The organism is Arthrobacter sp. Z5-13 (genome assembly GCF_056499105.1).
Genome location: NZ_CP096460.1, coordinates 914969 through 939083, shown reverse-complemented (window position 1 = coordinate 939083; position 24115 = coordinate 914969). Strand labels below are relative to the sequence as shown.

General features: G+C 62.3%; 19 protein-coding genes and 1 pseudogene. 8 read left to right on the top strand and 12 right to left on the bottom strand.

Features of this window, described 5'->3' with window-relative positions; all coding sequences use genetic code 11:
• Positions 1 to 115: 115 nt before the first annotated feature.
• Positions 116 to 1927 (top strand): annotated as a pseudogene (locus M1E02_RS04430) (HNH endonuclease signature motif containing protein); the annotation flags it as partial.
• 279 nt (positions 1928 to 2206) lie between these two features.
• Here M1E02_RS04430 and M1E02_RS04425 read toward each other — a convergent pair.
• From M1E02_RS04425 to M1E02_RS04415, 3 genes are all read right to left on the bottom strand, one after another.
• Positions 2207 to 3559: an ABC transporter substrate-binding protein gene (locus tag M1E02_RS04425; RefSeq protein WP_479376946.1), complete on the bottom strand. Its 1353-nt coding sequence runs from the start codon at positions 3557 to 3559 to the stop codon at positions 2207 to 2209.
• A gap of 155 nt (positions 3560 to 3714) precedes the next feature.
• Positions 3715 to 4656, bottom strand: coding sequence for a carbohydrate ABC transporter permease (locus M1E02_RS04420; RefSeq protein ID WP_479376945.1), 942 nt, complete (start codon positions 4654 to 4656; stop codon positions 3715 to 3717).
• Complete coding sequence (locus tag M1E02_RS04415) at positions 4649 to 5593, bottom strand: carbohydrate ABC transporter permease (protein ID WP_479376944.1); 945 nt, start codon at positions 5591 to 5593, stop codon at positions 4649 to 4651. The genes M1E02_RS04420 and M1E02_RS04415 overlap by 8 nt, the downstream gene beginning before the upstream one ends.
• A gap of 288 nt (positions 5594 to 5881) precedes the next feature.
• Between M1E02_RS04415 and M1E02_RS04410 the strand changes: the two genes are divergently transcribed.
• From M1E02_RS04410 to M1E02_RS04395, 4 genes are all read left to right on the top strand, one after another.
• Complete coding sequence (locus tag M1E02_RS04410) at positions 5882 to 7174, top strand: ABC transporter substrate-binding protein (RefSeq protein WP_479376943.1); 1293 nt, start codon at positions 5882 to 5884, stop codon at positions 7172 to 7174.
• A gap of 55 nt (positions 7175 to 7229) precedes the next feature.
• On the top strand, positions 7230 to 8420 hold the full coding sequence (locus M1E02_RS04405; protein WP_479376942.1) for an acetylesterase: 1191 nt from the start codon (positions 7230 to 7232) through the stop codon (positions 8418 to 8420).
• Between the two features lie 96 nt (positions 8421 to 8516).
• Positions 8517 to 10565: a DUF6807 family protein gene (locus M1E02_RS04400; RefSeq protein WP_479376941.1), complete on the top strand. Its 2049-nt coding sequence runs from the start codon at positions 8517 to 8519 to the stop codon at positions 10563 to 10565.
• A 152-nt stretch (positions 10566 to 10717) separates the two neighbouring features.
• Positions 10718 to 11725 (top strand): M24 family metallopeptidase, encoded by a 1008-nt coding sequence (locus M1E02_RS04395; RefSeq protein WP_479378060.1) that lies wholly within the window; start codon positions 10718 to 10720, stop codon positions 11723 to 11725.
• Between the two features lie 33 nt (positions 11726 to 11758).
• On the opposite strand, the gene M1E02_RS04390 is transcribed toward M1E02_RS04395, so the two are convergent.
• On the bottom strand, positions 11759 to 12052 hold the full coding sequence (locus M1E02_RS04390) for a hypothetical protein (RefSeq protein ID WP_479376940.1): 294 nt from the start codon (positions 12050 to 12052) through the stop codon (positions 11759 to 11761).
• Between the two features lie 415 nt (positions 12053 to 12467).
• Between M1E02_RS04390 and M1E02_RS04385 the strand changes: the two genes are divergently transcribed.
• Positions 12468 to 12659: a hypothetical protein gene (locus M1E02_RS04385; RefSeq protein WP_479376939.1), complete on the top strand. Its 192-nt coding sequence runs from the start codon at positions 12468 to 12470 to the stop codon at positions 12657 to 12659.
• Here M1E02_RS04385 and M1E02_RS04380 read toward each other — a convergent pair.
• From M1E02_RS04380 to M1E02_RS04360, 5 genes are read right to left on the bottom strand one after another with little or no spacing between them, the layout of a single operon-like run.
• Positions 12628 to 14100, bottom strand: coding sequence for an aldehyde dehydrogenase (NADP(+)) (locus tag M1E02_RS04380; RefSeq protein ID WP_479376938.1), 1473 nt, complete (start codon positions 14098 to 14100; stop codon positions 12628 to 12630). The two genes, M1E02_RS04385 and M1E02_RS04380, sit on opposite strands and share 32 nt — an antisense overlap.
• The gene (locus M1E02_RS04375; protein WP_479376937.1) at positions 14097 to 15227 is read right to left on the bottom strand and encodes a mandelate racemase/muconate lactonizing enzyme family protein; all 1131 of its coding nucleotides are present in this window, start codon (positions 15225 to 15227) and stop codon (positions 14097 to 14099) included. Before M1E02_RS04375 ends, M1E02_RS04380 begins: the two co-directional genes overlap by 4 nt.
• Entirely contained in the window at positions 15224 to 16129 is a 906-nt protein-coding gene (locus M1E02_RS04370; protein ID WP_479376936.1) for a 5-dehydro-4-deoxyglucarate dehydratase, read from the bottom strand. Before M1E02_RS04370 ends, M1E02_RS04375 begins: the two co-directional genes overlap by 4 nt.
• The gene (locus M1E02_RS04365; protein WP_479376935.1) at positions 16126 to 17154 is read right to left on the bottom strand and encodes an NAD-dependent epimerase/dehydratase family protein; all 1029 of its coding nucleotides are present in this window, start codon (positions 17152 to 17154) and stop codon (positions 16126 to 16128) included. Before M1E02_RS04365 ends, M1E02_RS04370 begins: the two co-directional genes overlap by 4 nt.
• On the bottom strand, positions 17151 to 18590 hold the full coding sequence (locus M1E02_RS04360; protein WP_479376934.1) for a Gfo/Idh/MocA family protein: 1440 nt from the start codon (positions 18588 to 18590) through the stop codon (positions 17151 to 17153). Before M1E02_RS04360 ends, M1E02_RS04365 begins: the two co-directional genes overlap by 4 nt.
• 178 nt (positions 18591 to 18768) lie before the next feature.
• Here M1E02_RS04360 and M1E02_RS04355 point away from each other — a divergent pair, with 178 nt between their 5' ends.
• Complete coding sequence (locus M1E02_RS04355) at positions 18769 to 19782, top strand: LacI family DNA-binding transcriptional regulator (RefSeq protein ID WP_479376933.1); 1014 nt, start codon at positions 18769 to 18771, stop codon at positions 19780 to 19782.
• Between the two features lie 239 nt (positions 19783 to 20021).
• Here M1E02_RS04355 and M1E02_RS04350 read toward each other — a convergent pair whose 3' ends face one another.
• Entirely contained in the window at positions 20022 to 20711 is a 690-nt protein-coding gene (locus M1E02_RS04350; protein WP_479376932.1) for a FadR/GntR family transcriptional regulator, read from the bottom strand.
• Between the two features lie 125 nt (positions 20712 to 20836).
• Here M1E02_RS04350 and M1E02_RS04345 point away from each other — a divergent pair, with 125 nt between their 5' ends.
• Positions 20837 to 22177 (top strand): alpha-hydroxy acid oxidase, encoded by a 1341-nt coding sequence (locus tag M1E02_RS04345; protein WP_479376931.1) that lies wholly within the window; start codon positions 20837 to 20839, stop codon positions 22175 to 22177.
• 88 nt (positions 22178 to 22265) lie between these two features.
• On the opposite strand, the gene M1E02_RS04340 is transcribed toward M1E02_RS04345, so the two are convergent.
• Both M1E02_RS04340 and M1E02_RS04335 read right to left on the bottom strand, forming a co-directional pair.
• Positions 22266 to 22829: an ArsR/SmtB family transcription factor gene (locus M1E02_RS04340; protein ID WP_479376930.1), complete on the bottom strand. Its 564-nt coding sequence runs from the start codon at positions 22827 to 22829 to the stop codon at positions 22266 to 22268.
• Between the two features lie 62 nt (positions 22830 to 22891).
• A complete protein-coding gene (locus M1E02_RS04335) occupies positions 22892 to 24103 on the bottom strand; it encodes an acetoin utilization protein AcuC (protein ID WP_479378059.1) in 1212 nt (403 codons plus the stop codon).
• Between the last annotated feature and the right edge of the window lie 12 nt (positions 24104 to 24115).

Here is a 24115-nt window from a genome sequence, read left to right as displayed (position 1 = left end):
GGGACCCTATGGAAGTTCACGTCTCGGGAAGGCTCGGTCTAGTTCTCGTTTCGGCGCTCGACTGGTCCGCACTTCTTGGGCTTATTTTGTCGTACCCCTTTGGCAGAGTTGTTCCATGGAAGCCATGGGGGAACTTGCAGCAGCTGGCGTAGTGCGCCGGCGGCAGTTGAGTGCCGTCCCTGTTGGACCTCCTCCGCTGCCGGTTCGAGGTTTGCGAAGCATCCCAGCGTCCCATCCGGTTCCTCTGGCTTCCGGACCCACCGTTTCCATGCAATCAGAGTCCGACGGCGTCTTCGATGGCGGTGTGTCCGGTGCGGTGGCGGCGAGTGTTGAGTTGTTGGGAACGGCGCGGACGACGGCGGCCGGTGAGCTCGCACTGTCCGGTTTCACTGACGCGGCGGACTTCGCCGGCCAGGTCGAGGAACTCTCCCGCACCGTGGAATACCTCCAGGTCCTCGCGGCCGCAGCCGTGGACCGCACCCGCACCGAAGCCGCCAGCTCAAACACTTCGGCCGGGTGGACCACCGGGTGGGGCACTGAAACAGTGGAAAACGGGGCCGGCAGCGCTTCCGGTCGCGGTGCTGCCGGATCTGCTGCTCCTTCCGGTCGGGGGTCTGCTGTGCCTGTTGGGGATGGGTGCCGGAATACTGCCGAGTTCCTCCGCGCCCGGCTGCGGATCAGCATCGCAGAAGCCCGACGCCGCCTTGCCCTGGCCTCAGCGCTCCTGCCCTCCACCGGAATCACCGGCCAACCCGTCCCGCCCGCCCGGGAAGAACTCGCCACCGCCTACGCCACCGGGGCCATCCCCTCCCGCGCCGCGACCATCATCACCCTCGCCCTCGAACGCGCCCAGCACGTCACGGACCCGGACACCCTGAACCGGATGGAACACGCCCTGACCCGCACCGCCACCGAAGAAGACCAGGACTTCCTGACCCGCATCACCCGCCGCTGGGCAGACGCCATCGACCAGGACGGCACCGAACCCTCCGAAGAAGAACTCCGCCACCGCCAAGGAGCCTTCATCCGCCACACCCGCCGCGGACTCCACCACCTCGAAATCTTCGCCACCACCGACCAATACGAAAACCTCCTCACCGCCATGAACACCGCCACCAACCCCCGCCTCCACCCCACACCATCTTCGGCCGAACCAGGAACCCCGGCCGCAGAAACAGGGGCAGGAACAGAAGCGGCAGCAGAGGATCCGGCCGGAGCAGCACCCACAGACGTGGTATCGGATGAATCAGCCGCAGAGACAGCAGCCCTGGATCGCAGGACCCGGCCCCAACGACTCCTCGACGGCCTCATCGGCGCCTGCAAAACAGCCCTCACCACCACCCACCTCCCCACCACAGGAGGCCTCCGACCCCAGGTCATGGTCACCATCGACTACCAAGATCTCCTCACCCGCCTCAACCACACCAACACCAACACAGGCACAGCCACGCGTTCGGGCGCAGGCCCAGGCACCGGTTCGGGCACAGGGACGGGGACGGACACAGGGACGGGGACCGGGACGTTCGCGTTCACCGGACCCGTCACCGCCTCCACCATCCGCAAAATAGCCTGCGACGCCGACATCATCCCCATCCTCCTCGGCAGCGAAGGCCGCATCCTCGACATCGGCCGCACCACCCGCATCTTCCCGCCCCACATCCGCAAAGCCATCACCGCCCGCGACCAAGGCTGCACCTTCCCCGGCTGCACCATCCCAGCCCCCTGGTGCGAAGCCCACCACACCACCTACTGGTCACACAACGGACCCACCAGCACCGACAACGGCACCCTCCTCTGCAGCCACCACCACCACCTCATCCACAAAGAACAATGGACCATCCACATGCCCCACGGCATCCCCTGGTTCATCCCACCACCACACATCGACCCCACCCAACAACCCCGACAAAACCACTACTTCCACCAACAACCCGGACGCCCAACAAACACGCGGGTCGCTGAAACACGGGGCAGCCGATCCAGCACGGGCGGATCAAACCGGGAAGCCGATCCAGCACGGGGCGGATCAAACCGAGAGCCGAACCACGGGAGTGGAAAACTCGGGAGTGGATCAAACACGGGCCACAGCCCGGACACAAGAATGCCCCAAGCGGATCCCTCAATAATCCGGTTGGGGCAAACTTGCGTAGCTATTGTTCAGCAGGACCAAAGCCCAGAAACTGAACCGACGCCGTCGTTGTTTTGGCTAACTGCTTATAGCTGCTGCCATCTCGTCGACGGCCTTCTTTCCGGCTTCATCTGTGGACAGTCGCTCGAAAAGAACCTCAGACGTATAGCGTTTGACGATTTCCTGGATGGCTCCGGCTCCCTTCGGCGGCGGGGCCGGCGCCTCACCAAGCTCACCCTTGATCTGATCGATGAACTCCACCACCTTGACGTCAGCGGGAGTCAGCTTGGGGGCGATCGCTTCGCGAATCTCGGAGTTCGGGTAAACACCTCGGTCAGCAAGCAGGGCTTCACCGGCTTTCACGTCGTTAGCAAGGAAGTTGATGAACTTGGCGACTTCCTCCGGGTGCTTCGTCCGGGATGAGGCGGACCAGAACTGGGAGGCCTTGTACCAGAGCTGGGCGTCGGAGGCTGAACCTGTCTTTGACGGGAAACGCAGGACCTTCAGCTCACCTCCCGCAGCCTTCTCCAGTGCTGGCAGCTGGTTGGACCACCAGAATGCGAGGCCGTTCTTGCCTGTTGCAAGGCCACTCTGGTCCAGGGGTGCCGCTTCCGCTTCGACCACTTCTGCCGCAGATGGCACAGCTTTCTTTTCACTCATTTGCTTGAGGAAGGCCCACCAGCCGGCGATGTCTCTGGGCTCGAAGCCCAACTTTCCGTCCGATGTGTAGAGGGACTTGCCATTCTGCCGCAACCAAACGCCCAAGGAAGCCTCGTCCGTCCCGTAAGCAGCAGCACCATAAGTTCCCTTCGGCGATTTCGCAGTGACTTCGGCAGCGATACGCTCGAAGTCCTCCCAGGTCCATTTGCTGTCATCCGGAAGCTCTACTCCTGCAGCTTTGAAAACCGCCGGATTGGCGAGGATCGTCGCAGCATTAATGCCTGCCGCAATCCCTGTCAGGCCATCTTCACCTTTGCCGGCGTTCAGGGCAGCCTCGTCAAACTTGCTGGTATCGATGTCGTACTTGGATAGGTCCAGCAACGCCCCCCGGCTGGAATATTCCGTGATGTACTTCTCATCCATCTGGATGATGTCCGGGGCATCATTAGCAGCCACTTGAGTGGCCAACTTGTCCCAGTAACCGCTCCAGTCGCCGTATTCCGGCTTGATCTTAATGCCTGGATTCTGAGCCTCAAAGGCGTCAATGGCTGCCTGAGTGACCTGGGCCCGCTTGTCACTTCCCCACCAGGAAAAGCGCAGCTCGACTGTTCCGTCGGCACTTTGCGGGGATCCACCCCCGCCACAAGCAGTGAGGGCAAGCACGACGGCAGCGGCTGCGGCAGTTGCGCCTACCCGCCCGAGCCGGCTGGCGGCTTTGGCAGGAGTTGGTTTGGGTGCCTGACGAGCGGCACGAAAGGGAAATAGCGGCACGTGGAACTCCGATCTTCTTTGATCTGGAACGGATATGAACGGATTTAGAGAAAACGCTTTCTAACTGATAATACAAGATGGCAACTTGTAATACAAGTACCAAAGGGATGTTCCCGCCACCGCAAACTGATACTGCCGATGACGGGAAGCCCGGCCTATTTGATTCCGGTGGTGGCGATTCCCTTGATGAGGAAACGCTGGCCGAAGAGGAACACCAGGAAGACGGGGAGCAGGGAGACAATCGACATCGCAAAGAGGGATCCCCAGCTGGTGCTGGACTGCGAATCAACGAAGGCGCGCAAAGCAACAGGCACGGTAAACATGTCCGGATCCGTCAGGTAAATCAGGGCGCCGAAGAAGTCATTCCACGTCCAGATGAACGTGAAGATGGTGGTAGTGGCCAAGGCAGGCACCATGAGCGGCAGGATCACGCGTAGGAAGATGCGGGGGTGTCCAGCGCCGTCGATCCTTGCGGCCTCATCCAGTTCTTTAGGAATGCCTCGGATGAACTGAACCATCAGAAAGACAAAGAAGGCGTCGGTGGCCAGCAGTTTCGGCACAATGAGCGGCCAGAAAGTGTTCACCCAGCCGATCTGCGAGAACAGGATGTACTGGGGCACAATCACCACATGGAAGGGCAGCATGATAGTCAGCAACATGATGCCAAAGAACAGCTTCTTACCGTTGAACTGCAGCCGGGCAAAGGCGTAGGCGGCCATCGAGCAGGAGATCAGGTTGCCCAGGATGGAGCCGATCACCACAATTGCCGAGTTGATCATGTAGTGCCCGAACGGGTGGGTCAGGGCTGACCAACCATCGGTGTAGTTGCTCATTTCCAAACTGTTGAGCCACAATCCAGGCTCCCGGAAGATCAGGTCGTTGGGCCGCAGTGAGGAAACCACCATCCACAGCAGCGGATAGATCATGAGGCCGCCGGCCAGTATCAGAATCGCGTGCTTAACCAGTCCGTTGATGCGGGCTCGCCGGCTGAACGCCAGGCTGCCCCGGGATTCCCGCGGCCGACGTGGAGAGGCGGGCTTGGTGATGGTGTCAACGGACTTGCTGTCCGCTGCAGGAAGCGCCTGAATTTTAGTCATCGTAGAACACCCAATACTTAGCAGCGATGAAGTTGATGGCGGTAAATGCGCCGATAATTACCAGCAGGAACCAGGCCATGGCTGAGGCATAGCCCATATCAAACTGGCCAAAGCCCTTTTGGTAGAGATACAACGTGAAGAACATCGTGGAGTCGGACGGGCCGCCATTCCCGCCGGAGACGATGAACGCCTGCGTAAAGGACTGGAATGAGCCGATGATCTGCAACACGAGGTTGAAGAAGATGATGGGGCTGAGCATCGGCAGAGTGATGCGCCAGAATTTTTGCAGCGTACTGGCACCATCCACTTCGGCGGCCTCGTAATACATATTGGGAATCTGGCGGAGGCCTGCCAGGAAGATGATCATGGGGGCGCCGAATGTCCACACATGAAGCAGGATGATGGAACCGAGAGCAGTGCTGGGATCCGAGATCCACCCGGGCCCCTGAATGCCGAACATCGCAAGAGCCTGGTTGACCAGGCCTGTGGTGCCGAAAATCTGCTTCCACAGGATGGCGACCGCCACTGAACCTCCCAGGAGCGACGGAAGATAGAACACCGAACGGTAAAACGGCAGTCCACGAAGCCCTTTGTCGAGCACCAATGCAATCAGGAGGGCAACAGCCAACTGCAGCGGAACGCCCACCAGGACGTAGGTGAAGGTGACTCCGAGTGAATTATGAAGGCGGGCGTCGCTGAGCATCCTGGTGAAGTTATCCAGGCCCGTCCATTCGGGCGGCTGCAGCAGGTTGTAGTCGGTAAAGGAAAGGTAGAGGGACATGAGCATCGGCCCGATAGTGATGGCGAGCAGTCCCACCAGCCAAGGGAGCAAAAATATGTAGGCGGCCTTGTTGTCCCGGCCGTTTGCTTTTCTTTCAGCGGCCGTGACCGGCCCCTTGCGCCGAGTCAGTGAGGAAAGCTCACTGATCGCACTCATGGCGCCTCCTGCGCCATCATTGCGGAGCAGGTCAGGCCGGGCAACGCCGCCCCCTGCATGCCATGTGTTTTCACGGCCATCTTGTCTCCTTTGTCATCGCGGCCCCGCTGGTTCACCGTGGGAAAGTCAGTCGGGACTTCCTCAACCGGCCGAAGCGTACTCGTACCAAAGTAAACGCTTTCTTGACTCCTGTACAGCCTTTTGCTAGCTTTCGAGAAAGCGTTTTCTGTGGTCGGGATCACTGTAGAGCCATGAACAGGAAAACCACAAACGAGAGGTAAGACATTGATGTTTGGTCTCGCGAGAACTTTCCTGTGCACGGTTGCGGCGGCGGCCGCCTCAGCACTCCTGCTCACTGGTTGCGGCGCCGCCTCCTCTCCCAGCGAGGAAGGGACAGTGGAGAAGCCTGTGACCATCCGGTTTTCCTGGTGGGGCAACGACGCCCGGGCTAAGACAACCCAGGAAGTCATCAAGGCTTTTGAGGCAGCAAACCCCACCATTAAGGTCGAAGCAGAAACAACGGAATTCAGCGCTTACTGGGACAAAATGGCCACCCAGATCGCAGGCGGCACTACTCCGGACATCTTCACAATGAGCGGCTCCTACCCGAGTGAATATGCCACTCGCGGTGTTCTGCTGGACCTTGAGACAGTCAAGAATGAGATCGACACCTCCAAGTTTGCCGAGGGAACCCTCGAACTGGGGCAGATAGAAGGCAAGCAGTACACCGTCACCGCCGGGGTCAACGCCATGTCCATGGTCATCGACCGCAACGTCTTCAAGACTGCCGGCGTCGAGCTTCCCGACGATGAAAAGTGGACCTGGGACGATTACGTGACAATCGCCGGGAAGATTTCCAAGAACTCCCCACAAGGCACCTTTGGCACCACCTCCATGGCCAACGATTCTTTCCTCGCAGTTTGGGCGCGCCAGCACGGCGAAAAGCTGTACACCGACGACGGAAAGAAGCTTGCCATCAGCGAGGACACTGCCACGAAGTGGTTCGAGCTGAACAAGAAGCTCATGGAAACCGGCGGTGCACCCAGCGCTTCGCAGACTGTTGAGGATGCCTCATCGCAACCCGAGCAGACCCTTCTGGGACAGGGCAAGCAGGGCATGAAGCTCTCCTGGAGCAACCAAATGGTTTCCTACTCGGACGCCCCGTTGGAGATGCTCAAGCTGCCGGGAGAGTCCTCAAAGGGCGGAACCTGGCTGCGGTCCTCCATGGAATACGCCATCTCTTCAAAGTCAAAGCACCCCAAGGAAACCGCCAAATTCCTGAACTTCCTGGTCAACAGCCCCGAAGCGGGCAAGCTCATAAAGACCGACCGTGGAATGCCCGCCAACACTGAAACCAAGGCAGCCATCGAACCGCTACTGAAGGAGGGGCAGAAAAAGGAGGCAGGCTACCTGGACCGGGTTGCCGAGATGAACCTTGAAGCTCCGCTACCCTTCCCGGCCGGATCTTCCGCCACCATGGAAGTGCTGACCCGCCAGAATACCGACGTTCTGTTCGGCAAGATCAGCCCCCGCGATGCTGCAAAGGCCCTGATCTCCGAAGTGAACCAGAACCTCGGCTAGCCCCGTCACTGCAGTTGTTTTGCAGCCACCCTCCATCCACCCCGGAGTCGTCTTCTTGTCAGAACAGCAGTCCCGCGAACCCCAAGCCCGCACCAGATCCAGCGCAATTCCCGGTTATGAAGACTGGCCGGGATATGTCCAGGGAATCGTCCGTGGAACGGGCATGCACCGTGCCCATTCCACGGCGGCCCAAGAGCTCGTGGCGGCACTCGGCGTTCCCGAGCGCCGCGGGGTCCCCATTCCGGTGACGGATTGGGAAGAAGAGTACGACGGCGTTACCACCTCCCAGCTCAGCTGGCAGTTGGGCTTTGGGCCAAGGACCCGCGCCTGGTTTGTGCGCCCCAGCGGAGTCAGTGAGCCGATGCCCGGGATTCTGGCCTTGCACTGCCACGGCGGCAACAAGTTCGTGGGGGCGGAACGGCTGGTGAAGCTTTCGGGGAACCATGCCTTGGCAAAGGCGTCACGAACGGCCCTCTACGGCGGTCGAAGCCTCGCAACAGAACTGGCCCGGAGCGGCTTCGCTGTCCTTACCCACGACGCCTTCGCCTGGGGCAGCCGCCGCTTCGATCTGGCCACCCCGCCGTGGCGGACAGAGGAGGCTCTGGAGGCAAGGTTCGTTCAATGGCGGGAGGCCGGCGTCGTGCCTTCCGAAGCGGATTTGTACAACGCAGCGGCAGCCATCCATGAAGATACTGTGGCCAAGGCTGCCGGGCTATTAGGGACGAGCTTCGCAGGCATGGTGGCCCACGATGACCTGGCCGCGCTGGAAATTCTGGCAGGATTGCCCGGCGTGGCCGCGGACCGGCTTGGCTGCATCGGTTTCTCAGGCGGCGGCGGCCGCTCTCTCACCCTTGCCGCGTTGAGTCCGCTTGTCCGGAGTTACGTAGTCACCTGCATGATGACAAGCTTCGATGCGCTGGTTCCAGCCTACCTGGACGCACATTCCTGGCTGCTGCAGACACCGGGTATTCGGCGTCTTGGCGACTGGCCTGAGCTCGCCGCCCGTTCCTCCGCGGAAGCTTTGCTTGTTCAATACGCCTTAGCCGACCAGCTGTTTCCGGAGGACGGAATGCGCCAGGCCCACGCGCAGCTCCTCACGCTGGAGATGCCAGGCCATTACAGAGGAAGCTTTTGGCCGGGCAGGCATGAGTTCACGGCTCCGATGCAGGAAGAGGCGATTGAATTCCTGCAGGGCACCCTGCACAGCCCCGTGACCTCAAGGGGTAGCCGCGCTCGTGAGGACTAAGACGATCAGGGGTAAGAACTCAACAACTGAGAAACCGTTTTCTCAGCTACAGTTAAGCCCAGAGAATGCTCTAGCTTCAACACCGAGGACCAGGTCATGACTGAAACAACAACGGCGAAAAGCCATCCGGCCAGTCTTCCCTTCGAAGCCGTTCCCTCCTCCCGGGATATCCCCGCCCGGATCGCCCTCGTGGGTGTCCACGGTTACGGGCTGCGCCATTTGGATAACCTGCAACGGCTTCAGGATGGGGGCTTGGTGCAGCTCGTTGCGGTGGCCGATCCCCATCCTCCCGCAGAAGGAGCTCTGGGCAAGGGTGTCAGTGTTTACGGCTCGTTGGACGAATTACTTGAGAGCAGCCCTGTTCCGGATGTGGTTATCCTCGCGACCCCCATCCAGACCCACGCGCCACTCGCCCTCGCAGCGCTTGCAGCCGGCGCGGACGTTTATATGGAGAAGCCGCCCGTGGCGTCAATGGCCCAATTCGATGCCGTACTGGCAGCTGCGGAGCAAGCGGGCAGACTGGTACAGGTGGGATTCCAGAGCCTGGGTTCCAATGCCCTCCCTGCCATAGAGCACTTGATTGCATCGGGAGAGATCGGTGAGGTCCGGGGCGTGGGCGCACAAGGAACGTGGGTGCGGAACCTCGCCTACTTCAAGCGGTCCCGCTGGGCTGGCAAACGCAGCCTGGACGGCATCGATGTTGTGGACGGGGTTGCCACCAACGCCCTCGCTCACGCAGTGGCTACGGCACTGCGCATCGCCTCCGCCCGCACCGTAGCTGACGTCGCTTCTATTGAAACCGACCTTCACCACGCGTACCGCACTGAAAGTGATGACACCTCTGTTATCCGGGTCCGGACCGCTGCAGGAACGGTCCTGCTCTGCGCGTTGACGTTGTGCGCCGACGAGCAAACGGCTCCCTCTGTCACCGTCTTCGGGACAAGGGGCAAGGCCGAGCTCTTTTACACCGAGGACCGTTTGGCAATCACCACTCCCGACGGCGAGCGCACCGAGACCTACTCGCGAAGGGACCTGCTTGAGAATCTGCTTGAAGCACGTCGAACCGGAACGCCCCTGCTGAGCCCCTTGGATGGAAGCGGAGCGTTTATGACGGTCTTGGAGGCAATCCGCACAGCAGAACAGCCCTTGCCCATCGGCGGCGAGCATGTGACATGGGAGGGCGACGGCGATGGCGCCCATCCGGTGATCGGCAATATCCGGGCGCTTATCCGCCGCGCAGTCCTTTCGCAGTCGACCTTCAGCGAGCTCGGCGCCGTTTGGGCACGTCCGGCTGACGAGGCTAAGGCCACCAAGCTGACGCTGGATGGCACCACCGTGGCTTTCGAAAAGGACGGCAGCAACATAATGCCCACCTCGGCGCCGCGCCCTTACCTTCATCCGGTGTCCACGCGCTCAGGGACCGTGGTCACAGATCATCTTCCAGAGGACCATGTGTGGCACCTCGGCGCCGGGGTGGCAATCCAGGACGTAGACGGCGTCAATTTCTGGGGTGGCCGGACCTACACCAGGGAAGCCGGAGAGTATGTGTGGCGGCCCGATCACGGCCGGATTGTCATCACCTCCGCGGAACAGGCCGAGGGATCACTGACTGAGCGCCTCGAGTGGCTGGCACCGGATGGTCAGGCGGTCCTCCACGAACGACGCCACTGGAACTGGGCCGCCGTCGACCCCCAAACATGGGTTTTAAGCCTTGGCTTCAAGCTCTCTCCTGCGGGAGACCGGCCAGTCAGTCTGGGGAGTCCAGGGTCCAACGGACGCCACGAGGGCGGTTACGGCGGGTTTTTCTGGCGCCTGCCCGCTGGCGAAAACGTCGACGTACGCACGGCGAGCGCATCTGGCGAGGCCAGGGTGCACGGCAGCATCTCACCGTGGCTGGCCTGGAGCGCCGATGTAGGCAGCAAAGCCGCGACTCTCGTCTTCGTCGCAGCCCAGGGCTCCATGGACCCCTGGTTCGTCAGGGTCGCTGGTTATCCGGGAGTCGGACAGGCCCTGGCCTGGGAAGAACCCGTGATCACAAGTCCCGAGGACGCGGTTGAACGTAGCGTCACAGTGCTCGTGGCCGACGGGCGCCTGGATACATCCGAAATCCAACATCTCATCAACTCCCTGGGGGATAACTCGTGAGCAAGGCAATTATCGACTCCACCATCCCGGACACCTCGGCCGTGGAACCGACAGGCGACCCGTCACAATGGGCCAGGTCAGCAGAGGACCGGACAGCCTCCCCTGGGAACGCAGCCGACCGCGCGGTCAAAAGGCAACGTGTGCTCGACATTATGGACTCCGCAGAGACAGACTCGCTTTTACTGACGAGCAACACCTCCCTGTGCTGGTACCTGGACGGCAGCCGCATGCATATCAGCCTTGCGGGAGCGCCAATCGCGGCGATGCTTGTGACGCGCGACGGCGATCACTTAGTGACGTTTAACAACGAGGCCGAGCGGCTGGCCACTGAGGAAGTGCCCCCCGAGGTAACCATTCACTCTGCTCCTTGGCATGGTTCCCTCGAAACGGTCGCGCGTGAATTGGCCGGCGGCAAGCCCATGGGTGAGTCCGAGGTCGCGGCACAGCTGCGGGGGGCCCGCCAACCCTTCCTTCCAGCCGAGAGTGCCCGGTACGCCCGGCTCAATGCAGACACGGCTGCGGCCCTGACTGACGTTCTTTCACGTGCCACTCCAGCGTCAACCGAATTCGAAATCGCCGCCCAACTTGCCAGCCGGATTATGGCCATGGGAGCGGAACCCCTTGTGCTGCTCTGTAACGGAACCAGCCGCAGCACGTTCCGGCACCCGCTTCCCACCCACAGCCGTCTGGGCCGCCGGGCGATGGCAGTGGTGTGCGCCCGCCGCCACGGCCTTGTTGCCAACGTAACCCGCTGGGTCAGGTTCGACGACGGCACTCCTGCCGAGCTCGACGCCGAGTCCCGCCTTATGGCTGTTGAAGCAGACATCTTTGATGCGACAGTCCCAGAAGCCAGGCTGAACAGCATTTTCCGCGAGATCAAAAGAGCCTACGTGCGGCATGGTTTTGGGCCGGATCAATGGACGCTGCATCACCAAGGCGGCGTGGCGGGCTATGCGGGGCGCGATCCACGGGTAACCGCACTGACAGAGGACCAAGTAGTCCTGAATCAGACGTTTACCTGGAATCCCTCCGGGCCGGGGGTCAAAATTGAGGACACGGTGCAGTTGACCGAAGCCGGGATTGCCGTCCTCAGCGTTGATCCGCGCTGGCCCGCGACGCCGGTGAATGGGCTGCGGCGGCCCCTCACCCTGCAGCTGTAAAGGACCTGGAGCTGTAAAGCCGGGTACCCACCCCTACGCTGACGAGAACCAGACATGGTTCGGATCCACGCCTGGCTGCCCCTGACGCTGTGGGCCGGGGGTGGACTGAACCTTGGGCGGATCAGCCAGCACTACGTCCAGCGCCTCTACGTCCAGCAGGCGCCGTGCTCCCGAGGTGAGGTCTTCCATCCAGAAAAGGCCCGTTGAGGGAAGCACTTTTGTCACCCTGCCGCGATGAAACAATCTGCCTTTATGCCAGGCCTCAATGTCATCGCCAGCCGATAGTTCGGCGCAGTCCCGGACACGCACTTTCCCCTGCCCTGCCATGGTCATTCCTCCCCTGAACCGCATCACTAGGTTCCATCAGCATGGCGTACCGACGTTGCTGCTTCGTTTCCGCCACATGATTTTTCTGTGTCGCTTCGGGACTCCAGTTTCGGGCAGATCTCGGATGACCAAGCGAGGTCTCGAACGCATAACAACCCTGTTATTTGTCATCAATAGCCCTGTTACGCGGCATTACAATTTTGGTGTAAAAACCAGGTCAGGTAGAAGGAATCGGTAAGGCGCATGAGCAAGCCTGAAAAGGCGACACAGCGCTTCTGTGATTACTACTCCTTCATGTCCTATTCAGATTTCGCCGCCTGGGTGGACGCCGATGACGATTCGGATCCTGTAGTTATGTACTAACCGGCCTACGGCATTCCCAGATGCGCTTCACTGCTGCGCGTAGACTGCGAACATGCCGGAAGAGAATCCCGCAGTCCCGCTGTTGGGCTATGCAGATATTGCAGCAGCCACCGGCCAGGACATCGGACTGATCCGGGTTTGGGTGAACCGCGGAAAACTCCCTAGCCCCGACTTCCGCCTTGGCCAGTCGCCTGGCTGGCTTGAGGAGACCATCAATCCGTGGATCCGGGCGAATCAGAAATAACCAGCCTGCCGTCCACCCTCCGTGGGATGTTAAGCGGGTTGTCCTCCCGCAGTGCCGGGTGCAGCAGGGCTTCGGGAGCATCCTGATAGGCCACCGGCCGCTGGAAGCGGCGCACCGCCGTCGCCCCCACTGAGGTGAAAAGCGATGTGGTGGCGGGGTAAGGACCGCCGTGCTGCTGGGCCCAGTTGACCGCGACTCCGGTGGGCCACCCGGCAAAAAGCACCCTGCCGGCAAGTGACGACAACTGATCCACGAGCCCAGCAACGTCCTCCCCCGGCTGCGCATGCAGAGTGGCTGTGAGGCTGCCCGGCACCTTGGCCAGGACCGCCGAGAGCTCCTCGTCGCTGGCGTACTCGATCAGCAGCGTGGTGGGTCCGAAGCATTCTTCGAGTAATTCGGCGGGATGTTCCATAGCGTTCGCAGCCGTGGTCGAAAAGACTACTGGTGCGGCGCCGTCGATCTCGGCATTCTGCTCCACAGTGCCGCTGAGGACCGAGACCTCGGGCAGCGACGCAACGCTGCGGAGGCCTTCAGGATAGGCAGCGGCGATGCGCTCCGTGAGCATCGGAGAAGCTGGCGCGCCCGCGACGGCATCAGCAAGATCAGAGCCGAAGTCTGTACCAGCCGGAATGAAGACCAGTCCAGGCTTGGTGCAGAACTGACCGGCGCCCATGGTGAAGGAAGCGGCAAGTCCGCTGGCGAGCTGAGCCGAGCGCGCTTCAAGGGCCCGGGCCGTGATAACAACGGGGTTCAAGCTGCCCAGTTCTCCATAAAACGGGATGGGGTCCGGCCGTGACGTAGCGAGGTCGAACAAGGCGCGGCCGCCCGGGATGGAGCCAGTGAAGCCAACGGCCTTAATCGCCGGATCCTGAACCAGCGCAGTACCCACTTCACGTCCACTGACAAGCGAAAAAAGGCCCTCGGGGGCGCCCGCAGCGTTCAAGGCCTCCGCCACAATCTCAGCCGTCCGCAGCGACAACTTGAGGTGGCCTGAATGGGCCTTGACGATCACAGGGCTGCCCACCGCCAAGGCTGACGCAGTGTCTCCACCCGCCACGGAGAAGGCAAACGGGAAGTTCGACGCCGAGAACACCGCCACCGGCCCGATAGGCTGCAGCATCCGGCGAAGATCGGGGCGGGGCGGAGTGGCAGTGGGATCGGCGTGGTCAATGACGGCTTCGAGGTAGGAACCCTCCGTGATCACCTTGGCGAAGAGCCGCAGTTGGCCCGAAGTACGCGCCACTTCTCCCGTCAGCCTTGTTTCGCCGAGGTGGGTCTCCTCGTCGGCAATGGAAACGAGTTCAGCGGCGTTCGCATCAAGGGCATCGGCGACGGCGGTGAGCCACGACGCCCGCTCGGCGTCGGTCGCTCTGGCGGCCGCTTTGGCAGCCCGGGTGGCCGCTCCGGTCAGTTCCGTAAGGTCAAGAGTTGCTGTTGTCACTGTTTGATCCTGTTCTGCGGTTGGTATTGCGGGGCAGCGGGCTTTTCCGTGAAGCTGAATCCAAGCCCTGGCTGGTCCGTCACTGTCAAAAGGCTGTTGGTGACGCGGATGGGTGAAGGTCCGTCCAGCACGCCGAGTTGTTCAAAGGCCGCGTCCTCCACGTCCTCAACGAGGGTTGGCTCGGCCATGGTGAGCGCCAGTTGTCCGGACAATTCGGGAAGCAAGTGCGGCATCACCTTGATGCTGTTGGTTCTGGCCAATTCCACAATCCTCCGGAACGGCGTGATTCCGCCAACCCGCACGATGTTGGGCTGGATGATATCCACGGCCTCCGCTTCGATGAAGTCACGGAAGCGGTAGATCGTGTGGAGGTTTTCTCCCAGAGCAATGGGTACGGGTGAATGTTTCCGAAGTCTGCGGTAGGCCCATAGATCGTCCGCTCGAATGGGTTCTTCCAGCCATTCCAGCCCGTAGCCTTCCAGCACATCAAGAGCGCGGAATGTCGTGGGAAGATCCCATCTCTGGTTGGCGTCAATCATGAGTTTCCGGTCCGGTCCCAGCACGGAACGGACTGCCGCCACGCGCTCGGCGTCCTCCCGGATATCCGGTTTCCCCACTTTGATCTTCACAGCTTTGTGGCCTGCAGCCACCCAGCGCTGGACCTGCCCAACAAGCTCGTCCAGGGTGTAGTGCAGATTCACGCCCGAGCCATAGACCTCCACCGACTCATGGCGCTGGCCCAACAGCCCCGTCACCGAAGTTCCGGCGCGCCGGGCCTGCAGATCCCACAAGGCCAGATCCATTCCAGCCATCGCGATGGTGGTCAGGCCCCCGCCGCCAGCCTCGTGCAGCCTCTTCCACAACTGGTCCCACACAAGCTCCGGGTTGGCCTCGAGCCCGGTAACGAAGGGTGCGATGTCGAACTCGAGCAGGGCCTTTACCGCCTGTGGGCCGATGGTGGGGGTCCACGAAAAGCCGTGCCCCACACCGCCGTCGTCCGTCCTGATTTCAGTGGCGATCACGTGGTTTTCAGGGGCATCGGCGCCCCAGCTGCGACGCAGCGGAATGGTGAGCAGCCGGGCGGAGAGCCCGGAGATCCTGCTGGTTATTTTCTCTTCAGCGATCATTGCCCTGCCAGCTCGTAGCCCTTTGCCAGGATGGACTTCAGCTGCAGCAACTGGTCCTCACTGGGGTCTACCAGCGGCGGTCGTACCGAGCCCACAGGCAGCCCGCCCAGGCGGAGCCCGGCCTTGATCAGCGACACGCCGAAGCCGGGGGTCTGGTCGCGGAGCCGGACCAGCGGGGCGTAGAAGCCTTCGAGCAGGGCGTTGCGCCGTTCTTCGTCTCCGGACATGTAGGCGTCGTAGTATGCCTTGGCGATTTCAGGAGCCATGGCAAAGGCTGCAGAGGAGTACAGCGGAATGCCGAGGCCACGGTAAGCGCCCTGGCTCAGTTCAGCCGTCAGCAGGCCGTTGAACAGAGCAAAGTCGCTGCGTCCGCTGGCGTTGATGGCCGAGACGATTTCCTGGGCGAGCCCCACATCCCCCAGCCCGTCCTTGAAGCCGATCACCTTCGGGTTTGCCGCGAGGCGAGTCATGGACGCCGCCGTGTATTTGGCATTGCCGCGATGGTAGACAATGACGGGCAGGTTGCTGGAGTCGGCCACGGCCTCGATGTAGGCCACCAACCCAGCGCTGGGACCCGTAACGAGGTACGGCGGAAGGACCAGGAGGGCATCTGCCCCGGCTTCCTCCGCGGCCCGGGCGGCCGCAAGAGCATGGCCCAGCGGCCCGCCTGCCCCGGCTACAACCGGCACCTGGCCGGCGACGGCCTCGACCGCTGCGGTAACCACGGTGCGGACTTCTTCGATGCTGAGGGCATGGAACTCGCCGGTGCCGCAGGCAGGAAAAACGCCGCCCGGTCCGAACGGCAGCCGGGAGGTGATGTGCTCCTTGAGGATGGCTACATCGACATTGCCCTCGGGAGTGAAGGGTGTGACCGGGAAGAATAGGACGCCGTCGAATTTCACTTGTTCTCCTTGGATCCGGTCCCGGCCGTTATGAGGTCGGCGGTACCTTCGGTGTGTGTTGCCTTGAGCGGTTCACCACTAAATTGCGATTCATCATTGGCGCCTTCAGAAGCTGGTCCGTCACCCAGTGCCGGGCTGAGCTCGGTCCGCCAGCTACGGCGCGGCTCCCAGCCAAGCAGTTCCCGCGCTTTGGCAATGGAGAACGCCGGGCTGGTACCCGTCAGCCCACTGGCTGCTTCCATGCTGCCTGGCAGGAATTCCGGCATCAGCGCAGCGAGGGGCTTTGTGGCCAGCGCGTCCGCGGCTCCCACAAAGAACGTTTGCCCGTTCGGGATGGAATCCATCTTCCCGAGGAGAGCATGCAGGAAGTCGGCAACGTCCCGGGCATCCACGTAATTGAACAGGGCAGGCGCCGACAAGGCAGGATCTTCCAGCCTTTCCCGGACCGTGTGGCCCTGCTGGGTTGGTGCTCCCTTCCATTCCTCGGGAGAAATAACGTAGCAGGGCCGGAAAGCCGCATACCGGATCTTCTCACCCTGGGCAGCGGCGAACATCTGGACGGTCTGCTCGGCGATCAGCTTGGACAACGCATAGGCATTCCATGGCTGCGGCACCATTTCCTCGTCTACCGGGAACCGCTCGGGCAGCCAGCCTGCAGGCGATCCGTAGCCCAGTACGGTGGGGCTGCTGGCTGTGACTATCCTTCGCACCCCCAGCTCAGTTGCGGCACTCACCACCGCGAATGCCAGCCGCGTGTTCGTGCTGAAGATAACGTCCTCAGGGGCACTGAAGGGAACGGCAATAGCCGCGAGGTGGACGACGGCGTCGGGCAGGGTGGCGCTGATGATCCGGCGCGCTTCCCCCGGGGCGAGGAGGTCGGCAGTTTCCTGCTCAACCTCGGACGGCAATTGGTCGGATGGAACGGCGTCGCGGTCCACGGAGATAATCCGGTGGCCGGCCGCCGCGAGGCCTGCGACGACGCTTCGACCGAGCCTGCCGGAGCCTCCGGTGACAAGAATCCTCATGGCTGACGTCGCAGATCTACGCCGAGGTCCAGGTCCTCAATGCGCACCGGAAGTGAGGACTCGAGGGAGCGGTTTCCCGCAATGCCCACCGATACCGACCGCAGGCCGTCAAGGTAACCGGAAGGTCGTCCCAGCGGGTCCTCACCCGGTCCATTGAACAGGTCTGACAGCAGGAGGACGTCGCCACCGCCATGGCCGCCATCACCGTTGATGATTGGCACTTCGTAGGCGGCTTCCCAGTGGCGCTGGACCACCAGGCGCTCTCCGTTGCGGCGAACGGTGTCATCCTCTTCAACCGGCGTAGCGCTCGGATCAACGACCGTTTTCTTATCGGTGCTGCTGACAACGGCGGCACGCTCCACCACTTCCAGCTCGGCACGCCCTTCGGTACCGTTCACGGCCACACGGTAGCCCTCCCACGGGCTGTGCGCGTTGAGGGAGTAGCTGAGCGTCGGGCCACCCTGGTAATCGACGATCAGGGCAAGGTTGTCCTCGATGGTGATCCCGGCCGTAAAAACGTCCTGGTCGCGGCGGTAGCCGTCATGGTGCTCATTTTCGTAGTACAACTCGCGGAGTTTCTCGTCGTCGCGAAGATCAAGGACAAACGGATCCTTGGCTCCGCCGTCGGAGTTTGGAGCCTCAGGGGTGCCGCGTTCAGGACGCGCGCCCAACCCACGGTCGGCGGCGTTCTTGTCGCCGTAGAATTTGAGTCCGCCGGAAGCAAAAACGCGCTCCGGGACGTCATCGATCCACCAGTTCACGAGGTCGAAGTGGTGCGACGCCTTGTGGATCAGCAGGCCGCCGGAGTTCTTCTTCTCACGGTGCCAGCGGCGGAAGTAATCGGCGCCGTGGACCGTATCCAGCACCCAGCTGAAGTCAATGGACGTCACCTTTCCGATCACGCCGCTCTGGATGATTTCCTTAAGGGCGCTGTTGCGGGGGGAATAGCGGTAGTTGAACGTGACCACTACATTGCGGCCGGTTGACGCCACCGCAGAAGTGATGCGGCGGCAGCCATCGGCGTCGATCGTGAGGGGTTTTTCGACGACGACGTCGGCACCCGCCTCAAGCGCCTCCACGATGTAGTCGGCATGGGTGTAGTCAGGGGTGGTGACTATGACACGGTCAATGCCGTTTTCCTTGATGAACGCAGTCAGCTGCGCAGGATCAAAAGAACGGACAGGGCCGGTTTCGCCCAGTTCTCCGATGAGCTTCTGGTAGTAGTCCACCCGTCCGGGGTTCACATCCGATAGGGCCACCAGTTCTGCCGTATCGGAGTGCGCGCCCAAGACCGCGCGGATGTACATTTCCGATCTCCCGCCGGTGCCGATCAGGGCGATGCGGGCGCGCCTTTGTTGCGGCCTTTGCTCCTCAGCTGCCGCCGTTGCTGCCGCCTGTGAGGCCGGCGGAATATCGGCGGTGTCAACGTTGACCATTGGGATGCGCCCCTTTCGAAAGGCAGGAAGCCTGGCCGCTTGACGGCCGATGGTGATGCGGGAAGAATTATGAGAAAGCGTTTTCTCAGTGCGTTATAAACTTTGTACCAAGACTCCGGTGGTCACGTCAACCATCCGCCAAAACGGCCCGGATCTTAGATTCCCGGAAAGGGGCCCCATGGGCAGGAGATCCACCACACGGCGAATCGGCATAGCCGACGTCGCAATTCTGGCTGGAGTTTCACATGCCACAGTTTCGCGTGTCATGAATGGCAACTTCACGGTGGATGCAACCATCGCGGAGCGCGTTCGTGCGGCGGCGGCTGAGCTGAACTACCAGCCGAATCCTGTGGGCCGCAGCCTGGCACTGGGGAAAACGGACACCATCGGGATCGTGGTGCCAGACTTGTCCAACCCCACCTTCCAGGCCATCCTCCGCGGTCTCAGCATGGCCGCCGCGCAGGACGGGTATCGGGTGCTGATCGCGGATTCCTCGGAAGTCTCCAGCGAAGAAGCCATCCTGGCGGGAGAGGCCAGGCGACGCTGTGATGGCCTTGTCCTCTGTGCCCCGCGCATGAGTGACGCAGAGTTGGAAGAGCTTGCCCCCTCGCTCCACCCCATGGTGCTCATCAACCGCAGCACTGAATCAGCGCAGGCACCCAGCTTGATGGTGGACTACGGCCAAGGGATCCAGGAGCTGGCAGATCATCTTGTCAGCCTGGGCCACACCCGGCTGGCATTCCTGTCAGGTCCTGCCCGCAGCGCCTCAAACGGCTTGCGGCTCAGCGGCCTGGAGAAGTTCACTGCAGCCCATCCGGATATTGAGCTGCAGATCCTTGAGGGCGGCTCAAGCTTTGAAGCCGGCCACGAAGCGGCGGGCAAGGTCATTGCGAGCGGTGCAACCGCCGTCCTGGCCTTCAACGACCTCGTGGCGATGGGCCTGCTGAGCGGGCTGCATGAGAGAGGAGCGCGGGTCCCCGAAGATATTTCGGTGACAGGCTTCGACGACATTCCCTTCGCGCGCTACACCACACCTCCGCTGACCACGGCGGCGGTTCCCATTACCGAGCTTGGCCAGCAGGCCTGGCACAGCATGCGTGCCCTGATCCAGCAGGCGGAGGCGCCCCCAACGCCCAGCACGTTCCAGCCGCAGCTGGAGGTCCGCGGCAGCACGGGGCCAGCGAAGGCGTAGATCAGACCGCCACCCCTGCTCCTCCCGCGCCTCACCCTGCCCCTGGGCCTTACCTCCCTCCCGCCCTCCCCACCCCTCTTACCCTCCCCCCTCACCGCGAGATGGCATTTCGTGGCAGTGTTGGCGATGCGCATTGCCGTGAAGTGCCATCACGCGTAGGGGTGCGGCTTAGAGGTGTGGCGTGACTGGGTGGAAAATGGGACGGCTGGGATGTGGGGCGGGGTGTGTGCCGTGCCGGGTCAGCGTCCGGAGCCCAGTCCGGCTTGCTCGTAGTACCCCTGAATGTGGTCGGTAACGAGCTTTGCCGCACTGGCGCCGTCGTTCTTATTGACGGCTGCAAGAATCGATCGGTGCTCGTCACGCAGCCGGGCGGCGGTGGCATCCCAATCCGGAAGATTCGCCGTCAGGCGGCCGGCGTAACCCTGGATGGCTTCACGCAGGGAGCCCATAATGGCGCTGACAACGGCATTGCCGGCAGCTTCCGCCAAGGCGAGATGAAAGCGCACATCCAAGGCCAGGAACTGGTCCGTTTCTGTGCTTTTTTCCATCTCGTCGAGCAGCTCCGCAGCCTCCGCCAGAGCGGGCGAACCAGGGGTTGCGCGGGCAACAGCCCAGGACTCAAGGAGCACGCGGGTCTGGACAATATCGCCCACAGGAAGGTGCGAGGTTGCAACGTGAAGCCTCAATGCTGAGCCAAGCGCCGTGGTGGGGTCGGCAATAACCACCGTGCCGGCATCGGGGCCAGAACCCACTCCTGCCCGCACCACTCCCATGGCTTCAAGGATCCGGATAGCCTCGCGCACCGAGGTACGCGACACCCCAAGCTGTTCTGCGAGGGTCCGCTCAGCAGGAAGCCGGCCCCCCAGCGCCAAGTTGCCGCCGAGGAGCTGGCTTTCGATCCATTGCAGGACGAGCTGGTGCGTACGCATGGAGCAATGGTACTTGATGTGGTTGGACCACATGCCCTAAGGTGTGGTTAGACCACAGCAGCTTTCCTTCGCCCAATCCCTGGCCGCGGACGAATCACCGCCCCTATCCCTTGACGAGGCAGCACATGACGCAAACTGTTCAATCCACAAGTCCAGAAGCCCCCACCACTCCTGAAGCCACCACGCCCGGCGGAAGTGCGAACGCCGTCGAAGCCTCCAGCTCAAAGGATCGCATCCCAGCGGCCCTCAAGCGACGCGTACCCAAATACGCAGACCTTGCTCCGCTCATGCAGTTCAAGAAGCCTGAGTTCAGCCGTGAAGCCAAGCTGCGCCGGGCAAGCACTATCTGGGAACTGCGGGATATTGCCAAGCGGCGTACTCCTCAGGCCCCATTCGATTACACCGACGGCGCCGCGGAAGCCGAGATCACTTTGCGCCGTGCCCGGGAAGCGTTCCTGGACATCGAGTTCCGCCCAGGCATCCTTCGGAACGTCTCCAGCATCGATCTGAGCACCGACATTCTGGGCAAGCCATCCCGGCTGCCCGTCGGTATTGCTCCCACCGGTTTTACCCGGATGATGCAGTCGGAAGGCGAGTACGCCGGCTCCCAGGCCGCCGAAGCCGCCGGCATTCCCTACACCCTCTCCACCATGGGCACCGCCTCCATCGAGGACGTGGCCGAGGCCGCCCCCAACGGCCGGAACTGGTTCCAGCTGTACCTGTGGACCGACCGTGACCGTTCCCTCGAACTCATCGAGCGGGCCGCCAACGCCGGGAACGATACCCTCATGGTCACCGTGGACACCGCCGTTGCCGGAGCGCGCCTGCGTGACGTCCGCAACGGGATGACCATTCCTCCGGCGCTCACTCTCAAGACCGTCCTCGATGCCTCGTACCGGCCAGCGTGGTGGTTCAACTTCCTCACCCACGAGCCCCTAACCTTCGCCTCGCTCTCCCGCTACACCGGCACCGTCGCGGACCTGATCAACTCCATGTTCGATCCCACCCTCACGTTCGAGGACCTGGACTGGCTGCGCGAAACCTGGAAGGGCAAGCTGGTAGTCAAGGGTATCCAGACCGTCGAGGACGCCCGCAAGGTGGTGGACCACGGAGCCGACGGCGTGGTGCTCTCCAACCACGGCGGCCGCCAGCTGGACAGGGCCCCCATCCCGTTCCACCTTCTGCCTGAGGTCTCCGCTGCGTTCAAGGCCGACAACAGCGACGCAGCGATCATCCTCGACACCGGCATCATGAGCGGCGCCGACATCATCGCAGCCGTGGCCCTGGGCGCAGACTTCACACTGATCGGCCGCGCCTACCTTTACGGGCTGATGGCGGGTGGCCGCGCCGGAGTGGACCGCGCCCTCCAGATCCTGGAAAAGGACATGAGGCGCACCATGGCGCTTCTGGGCGTCACCAAGCTGTCAGAACTGACCCCGGACCACGTGCGGATCCTCGGCAAGTAACCGCTCCGGTGCCACCTTTGCGCCGAGATGGCATTTAACGGTAGTTCCGACGCCGGATACTGCTGTTAAGTGCCATCTCGCGGGCATGCTACTTCTTGCGGCCGAACTTGGGAAGGTTGGACAGAAGGTCGGACGCCTTGGCGGCAGCACGCCCCACGGTCCGGCCGATCTGCTGTGGCACGGTTCCGTCGGGGCCCACAGCAACCGGAATTGCGACGGCGGGGCTCAGCTGGCCCTGCGCCGAGCGGGGGGATACGGCCTGGGCCTCCGAACTGACGGCGGCTGCAAGTCCGGCTTCGGCGGTGCCCGGCCGCTGTGCAGCTGGGACCCTCCCGGCTTCGGACGACGCCGGAGCCTCCGCTGCCGATGACTTTCCGGTGGCACTTGAACGGCCGACGTCGAACGTCTCCAGCCAGTTCGCGATGCCGATCAGCGGCTGGGGGTTCAGCGCGTAATAGCGCTTCTGTCCCTGGGCCCGCATGGTGACGAGGTCGGCTTCCCGGAGAACTTTCAGGTGCTTGGAAATGGTGGGCTGGCTTGCCTCCAGCTCCTGGACCAGTTCACCCACTGCTTTGTCCCCTGCCCGAAGGGATACCAGAATGTCACGCCGGGTTGCCTCAGCAATGACGGCAAATACGTCGTCTGTCACCATGGGTCCACCCTAGCGAACATATGCCTGAGATGGCATCACTTGCTGTTCATGGAACCGTGAATTCAGTCGAACCAAGGGTCCAGTCCGTGCAGGGGGAAGATTTCTTTCCGGCAGGCCATGACGCTGCGATCCACAGCGTCGTTGGGGTCGAAGCCCACTTCCCAGGAGCGCCACCACAGATCAACGTCGTCACCCATGAGTTCGGGGGCATGCGTTCCAAATTTGTCCTGCACGTAGCTGCGCCAGTCCTCCGGGACCGGGGTCCGCAATGGCACAGGACGTCCGGCCGCGATGGCAATGAGGTGGCTCCAGGACCGCGGCACAACATTGGTCACGCTGTAGCCGCCGCCTCCGGTGGAGATCCACCGGTTGCCGCAATGGCGTGCGGCCAGGTTACCGACGGCGGTGGCCGCCTCGCGCTGGCCGTCAATGCTGATGTTGAGGTGCGTGAGGGGGTCCAGCCGGTGCGCGTCACAGCCGTGCTGGCTGACGATGACTTCCGGTTCGAAGGCGCCCACCAGCTGGGGAACGACGGCGTGGAAGGCACGCAGCCATCCGGCGTCACCCGTGCCTGCCGGTAGGGCGACGTTGACCGAGGTGCCCAGGGCGTTCGGTCCGCCGATCTCGTTGGCGAAACCTGTCCCCGGAAACAACGTCATGCCGCTTTCGTGCAGCGAGATGGTCATGACGCGGGGATCGTCCCAAAAGATGCTCTGCGTTCCGTCGCCGTGGTGTGCGTCCACATCGATATACACAACACGGTGCACACCGCCGTCGAGCAGTTTTTGGATGGCCAGCGCGGCATCGTTGTAGATACAGAACCCGCTCGCACGATCACGGGAGGCGTGGTGCATACCGCCACCAAAATTCACGGCATGCACCGCGCTGCCGTCCAGGATGGAAGTTGCGGCCAGCAGCGACCCCCCGGCGATCCGGGCACTCGCCTCATGCATTCCGGCAAAGGCGGGGTCATCTTCAGTGCCCAGGCCGCGATCCAGATCCGGAATGCCAGGGGATTCGCTGACGCGGCGGACGGCGGCAACGAATTCCGGGCTGTGGACTGTGACAAGATCTTCGTCCCCGGCCACTTCCGGTGGGGCTACCGTGACGTGCTCGAGATCCAGCAGCCCCAGGCTCCGGGCAAGCCGTGCGGTGAGCTCCATCCGCTCCGGAGCCATCGGATGCCCGAGGCCGAAGTTGTACGAGGTCATGGCGGAATCCCACACCACCGTCGTTGGCAGTGCGGGCAGGCTGAGTCCGGGGAGGAATGTCATCATGGACAGGCT

What these genes read in the sequence shown, in the direction of transcription:
- M1E02_RS04420 (WP_479376945.1), bottom strand. Translation starts at nt 4,656, where the DNA reads ATGACTAAAATTCAGGCGCTTCCTGCAGCGGACAGCAAGTCCGTTGAC.
- M1E02_RS04365 (WP_479376935.1), bottom strand. Translation starts at nt 17,154, where the DNA reads ATGAGGATTCTTGTCACCGGAGGCTCCGGCAGGCTCGGTCGAAGCGTC.
- M1E02_RS04355 (WP_479376933.1), top strand. Translation starts at nt 18,769, where the DNA reads ATGGGCAGGAGATCCACCACACGGCGAATCGGCATAGCCGACGTCGCA.
- M1E02_RS04350 (WP_479376932.1), bottom strand. Translation starts at nt 20,711, where the DNA reads ATGCGTACGCACCAGCTCGTCCTGCAATGGATCGAAAGCCAGCTCCTC.
- M1E02_RS04400 (WP_479376941.1), top strand. Translation starts at nt 8,517, where the DNA reads ATGACTGAAACAACAACGGCGAAAAGCCATCCGGCCAGTCTTCCCTTC.
- M1E02_RS04335 (WP_479378059.1), bottom strand. Translation starts at nt 24,103, where the DNA reads ATGACATTCCTCCCCGGACTCAGCCTGCCCGCACTGCCAACGACGGTG.
- M1E02_RS04395 (WP_479378060.1), top strand. Translation starts at nt 10,718, where the DNA reads ATGGACTCCGCAGAGACAGACTCGCTTTTACTGACGAGCAACACCTCC.
- M1E02_RS04340 (WP_479376930.1), bottom strand. Translation starts at nt 22,829, where the DNA reads ATGGTGACAGACGACGTATTTGCCGTCATTGCTGAGGCAACCCGGCGT.
- M1E02_RS04415 (WP_479376944.1), bottom strand. Translation starts at nt 5,593, where the DNA reads ATGAGTGCGATCAGTGAGCTTTCCTCACTGACTCGGCGCAAGGGGCCG.
- M1E02_RS04360 (WP_479376934.1), bottom strand. Translation starts at nt 18,590, where the DNA reads ATGGTCAACGTTGACACCGCCGATATTCCGCCGGCCTCACAGGCGGCA.
- M1E02_RS04375 (WP_479376937.1), bottom strand. Translation starts at nt 15,227, where the DNA reads ATGATCGCTGAAGAGAAAATAACCAGCAGGATCTCCGGGCTCTCCGCC.
- M1E02_RS04345 (WP_479376931.1), top strand. Translation starts at nt 20,837, where the DNA reads ATGACGCAAACTGTTCAATCCACAAGTCCAGAAGCCCCCACCACTCCT.
- M1E02_RS04410 (WP_479376943.1), top strand. Translation starts at nt 5,882, where the DNA reads ATGTTTGGTCTCGCGAGAACTTTCCTGTGCACGGTTGCGGCGGCGGCC.
- M1E02_RS04390 (WP_479376940.1), bottom strand. Translation starts at nt 12,052, where the DNA reads ATGGCAGGGCAGGGGAAAGTGCGTGTCCGGGACTGCGCCGAACTATCG.
- M1E02_RS04385 (WP_479376939.1), top strand. Translation starts at nt 12,468, where the DNA reads ATGCCGGAAGAGAATCCCGCAGTCCCGCTGTTGGGCTATGCAGATATT.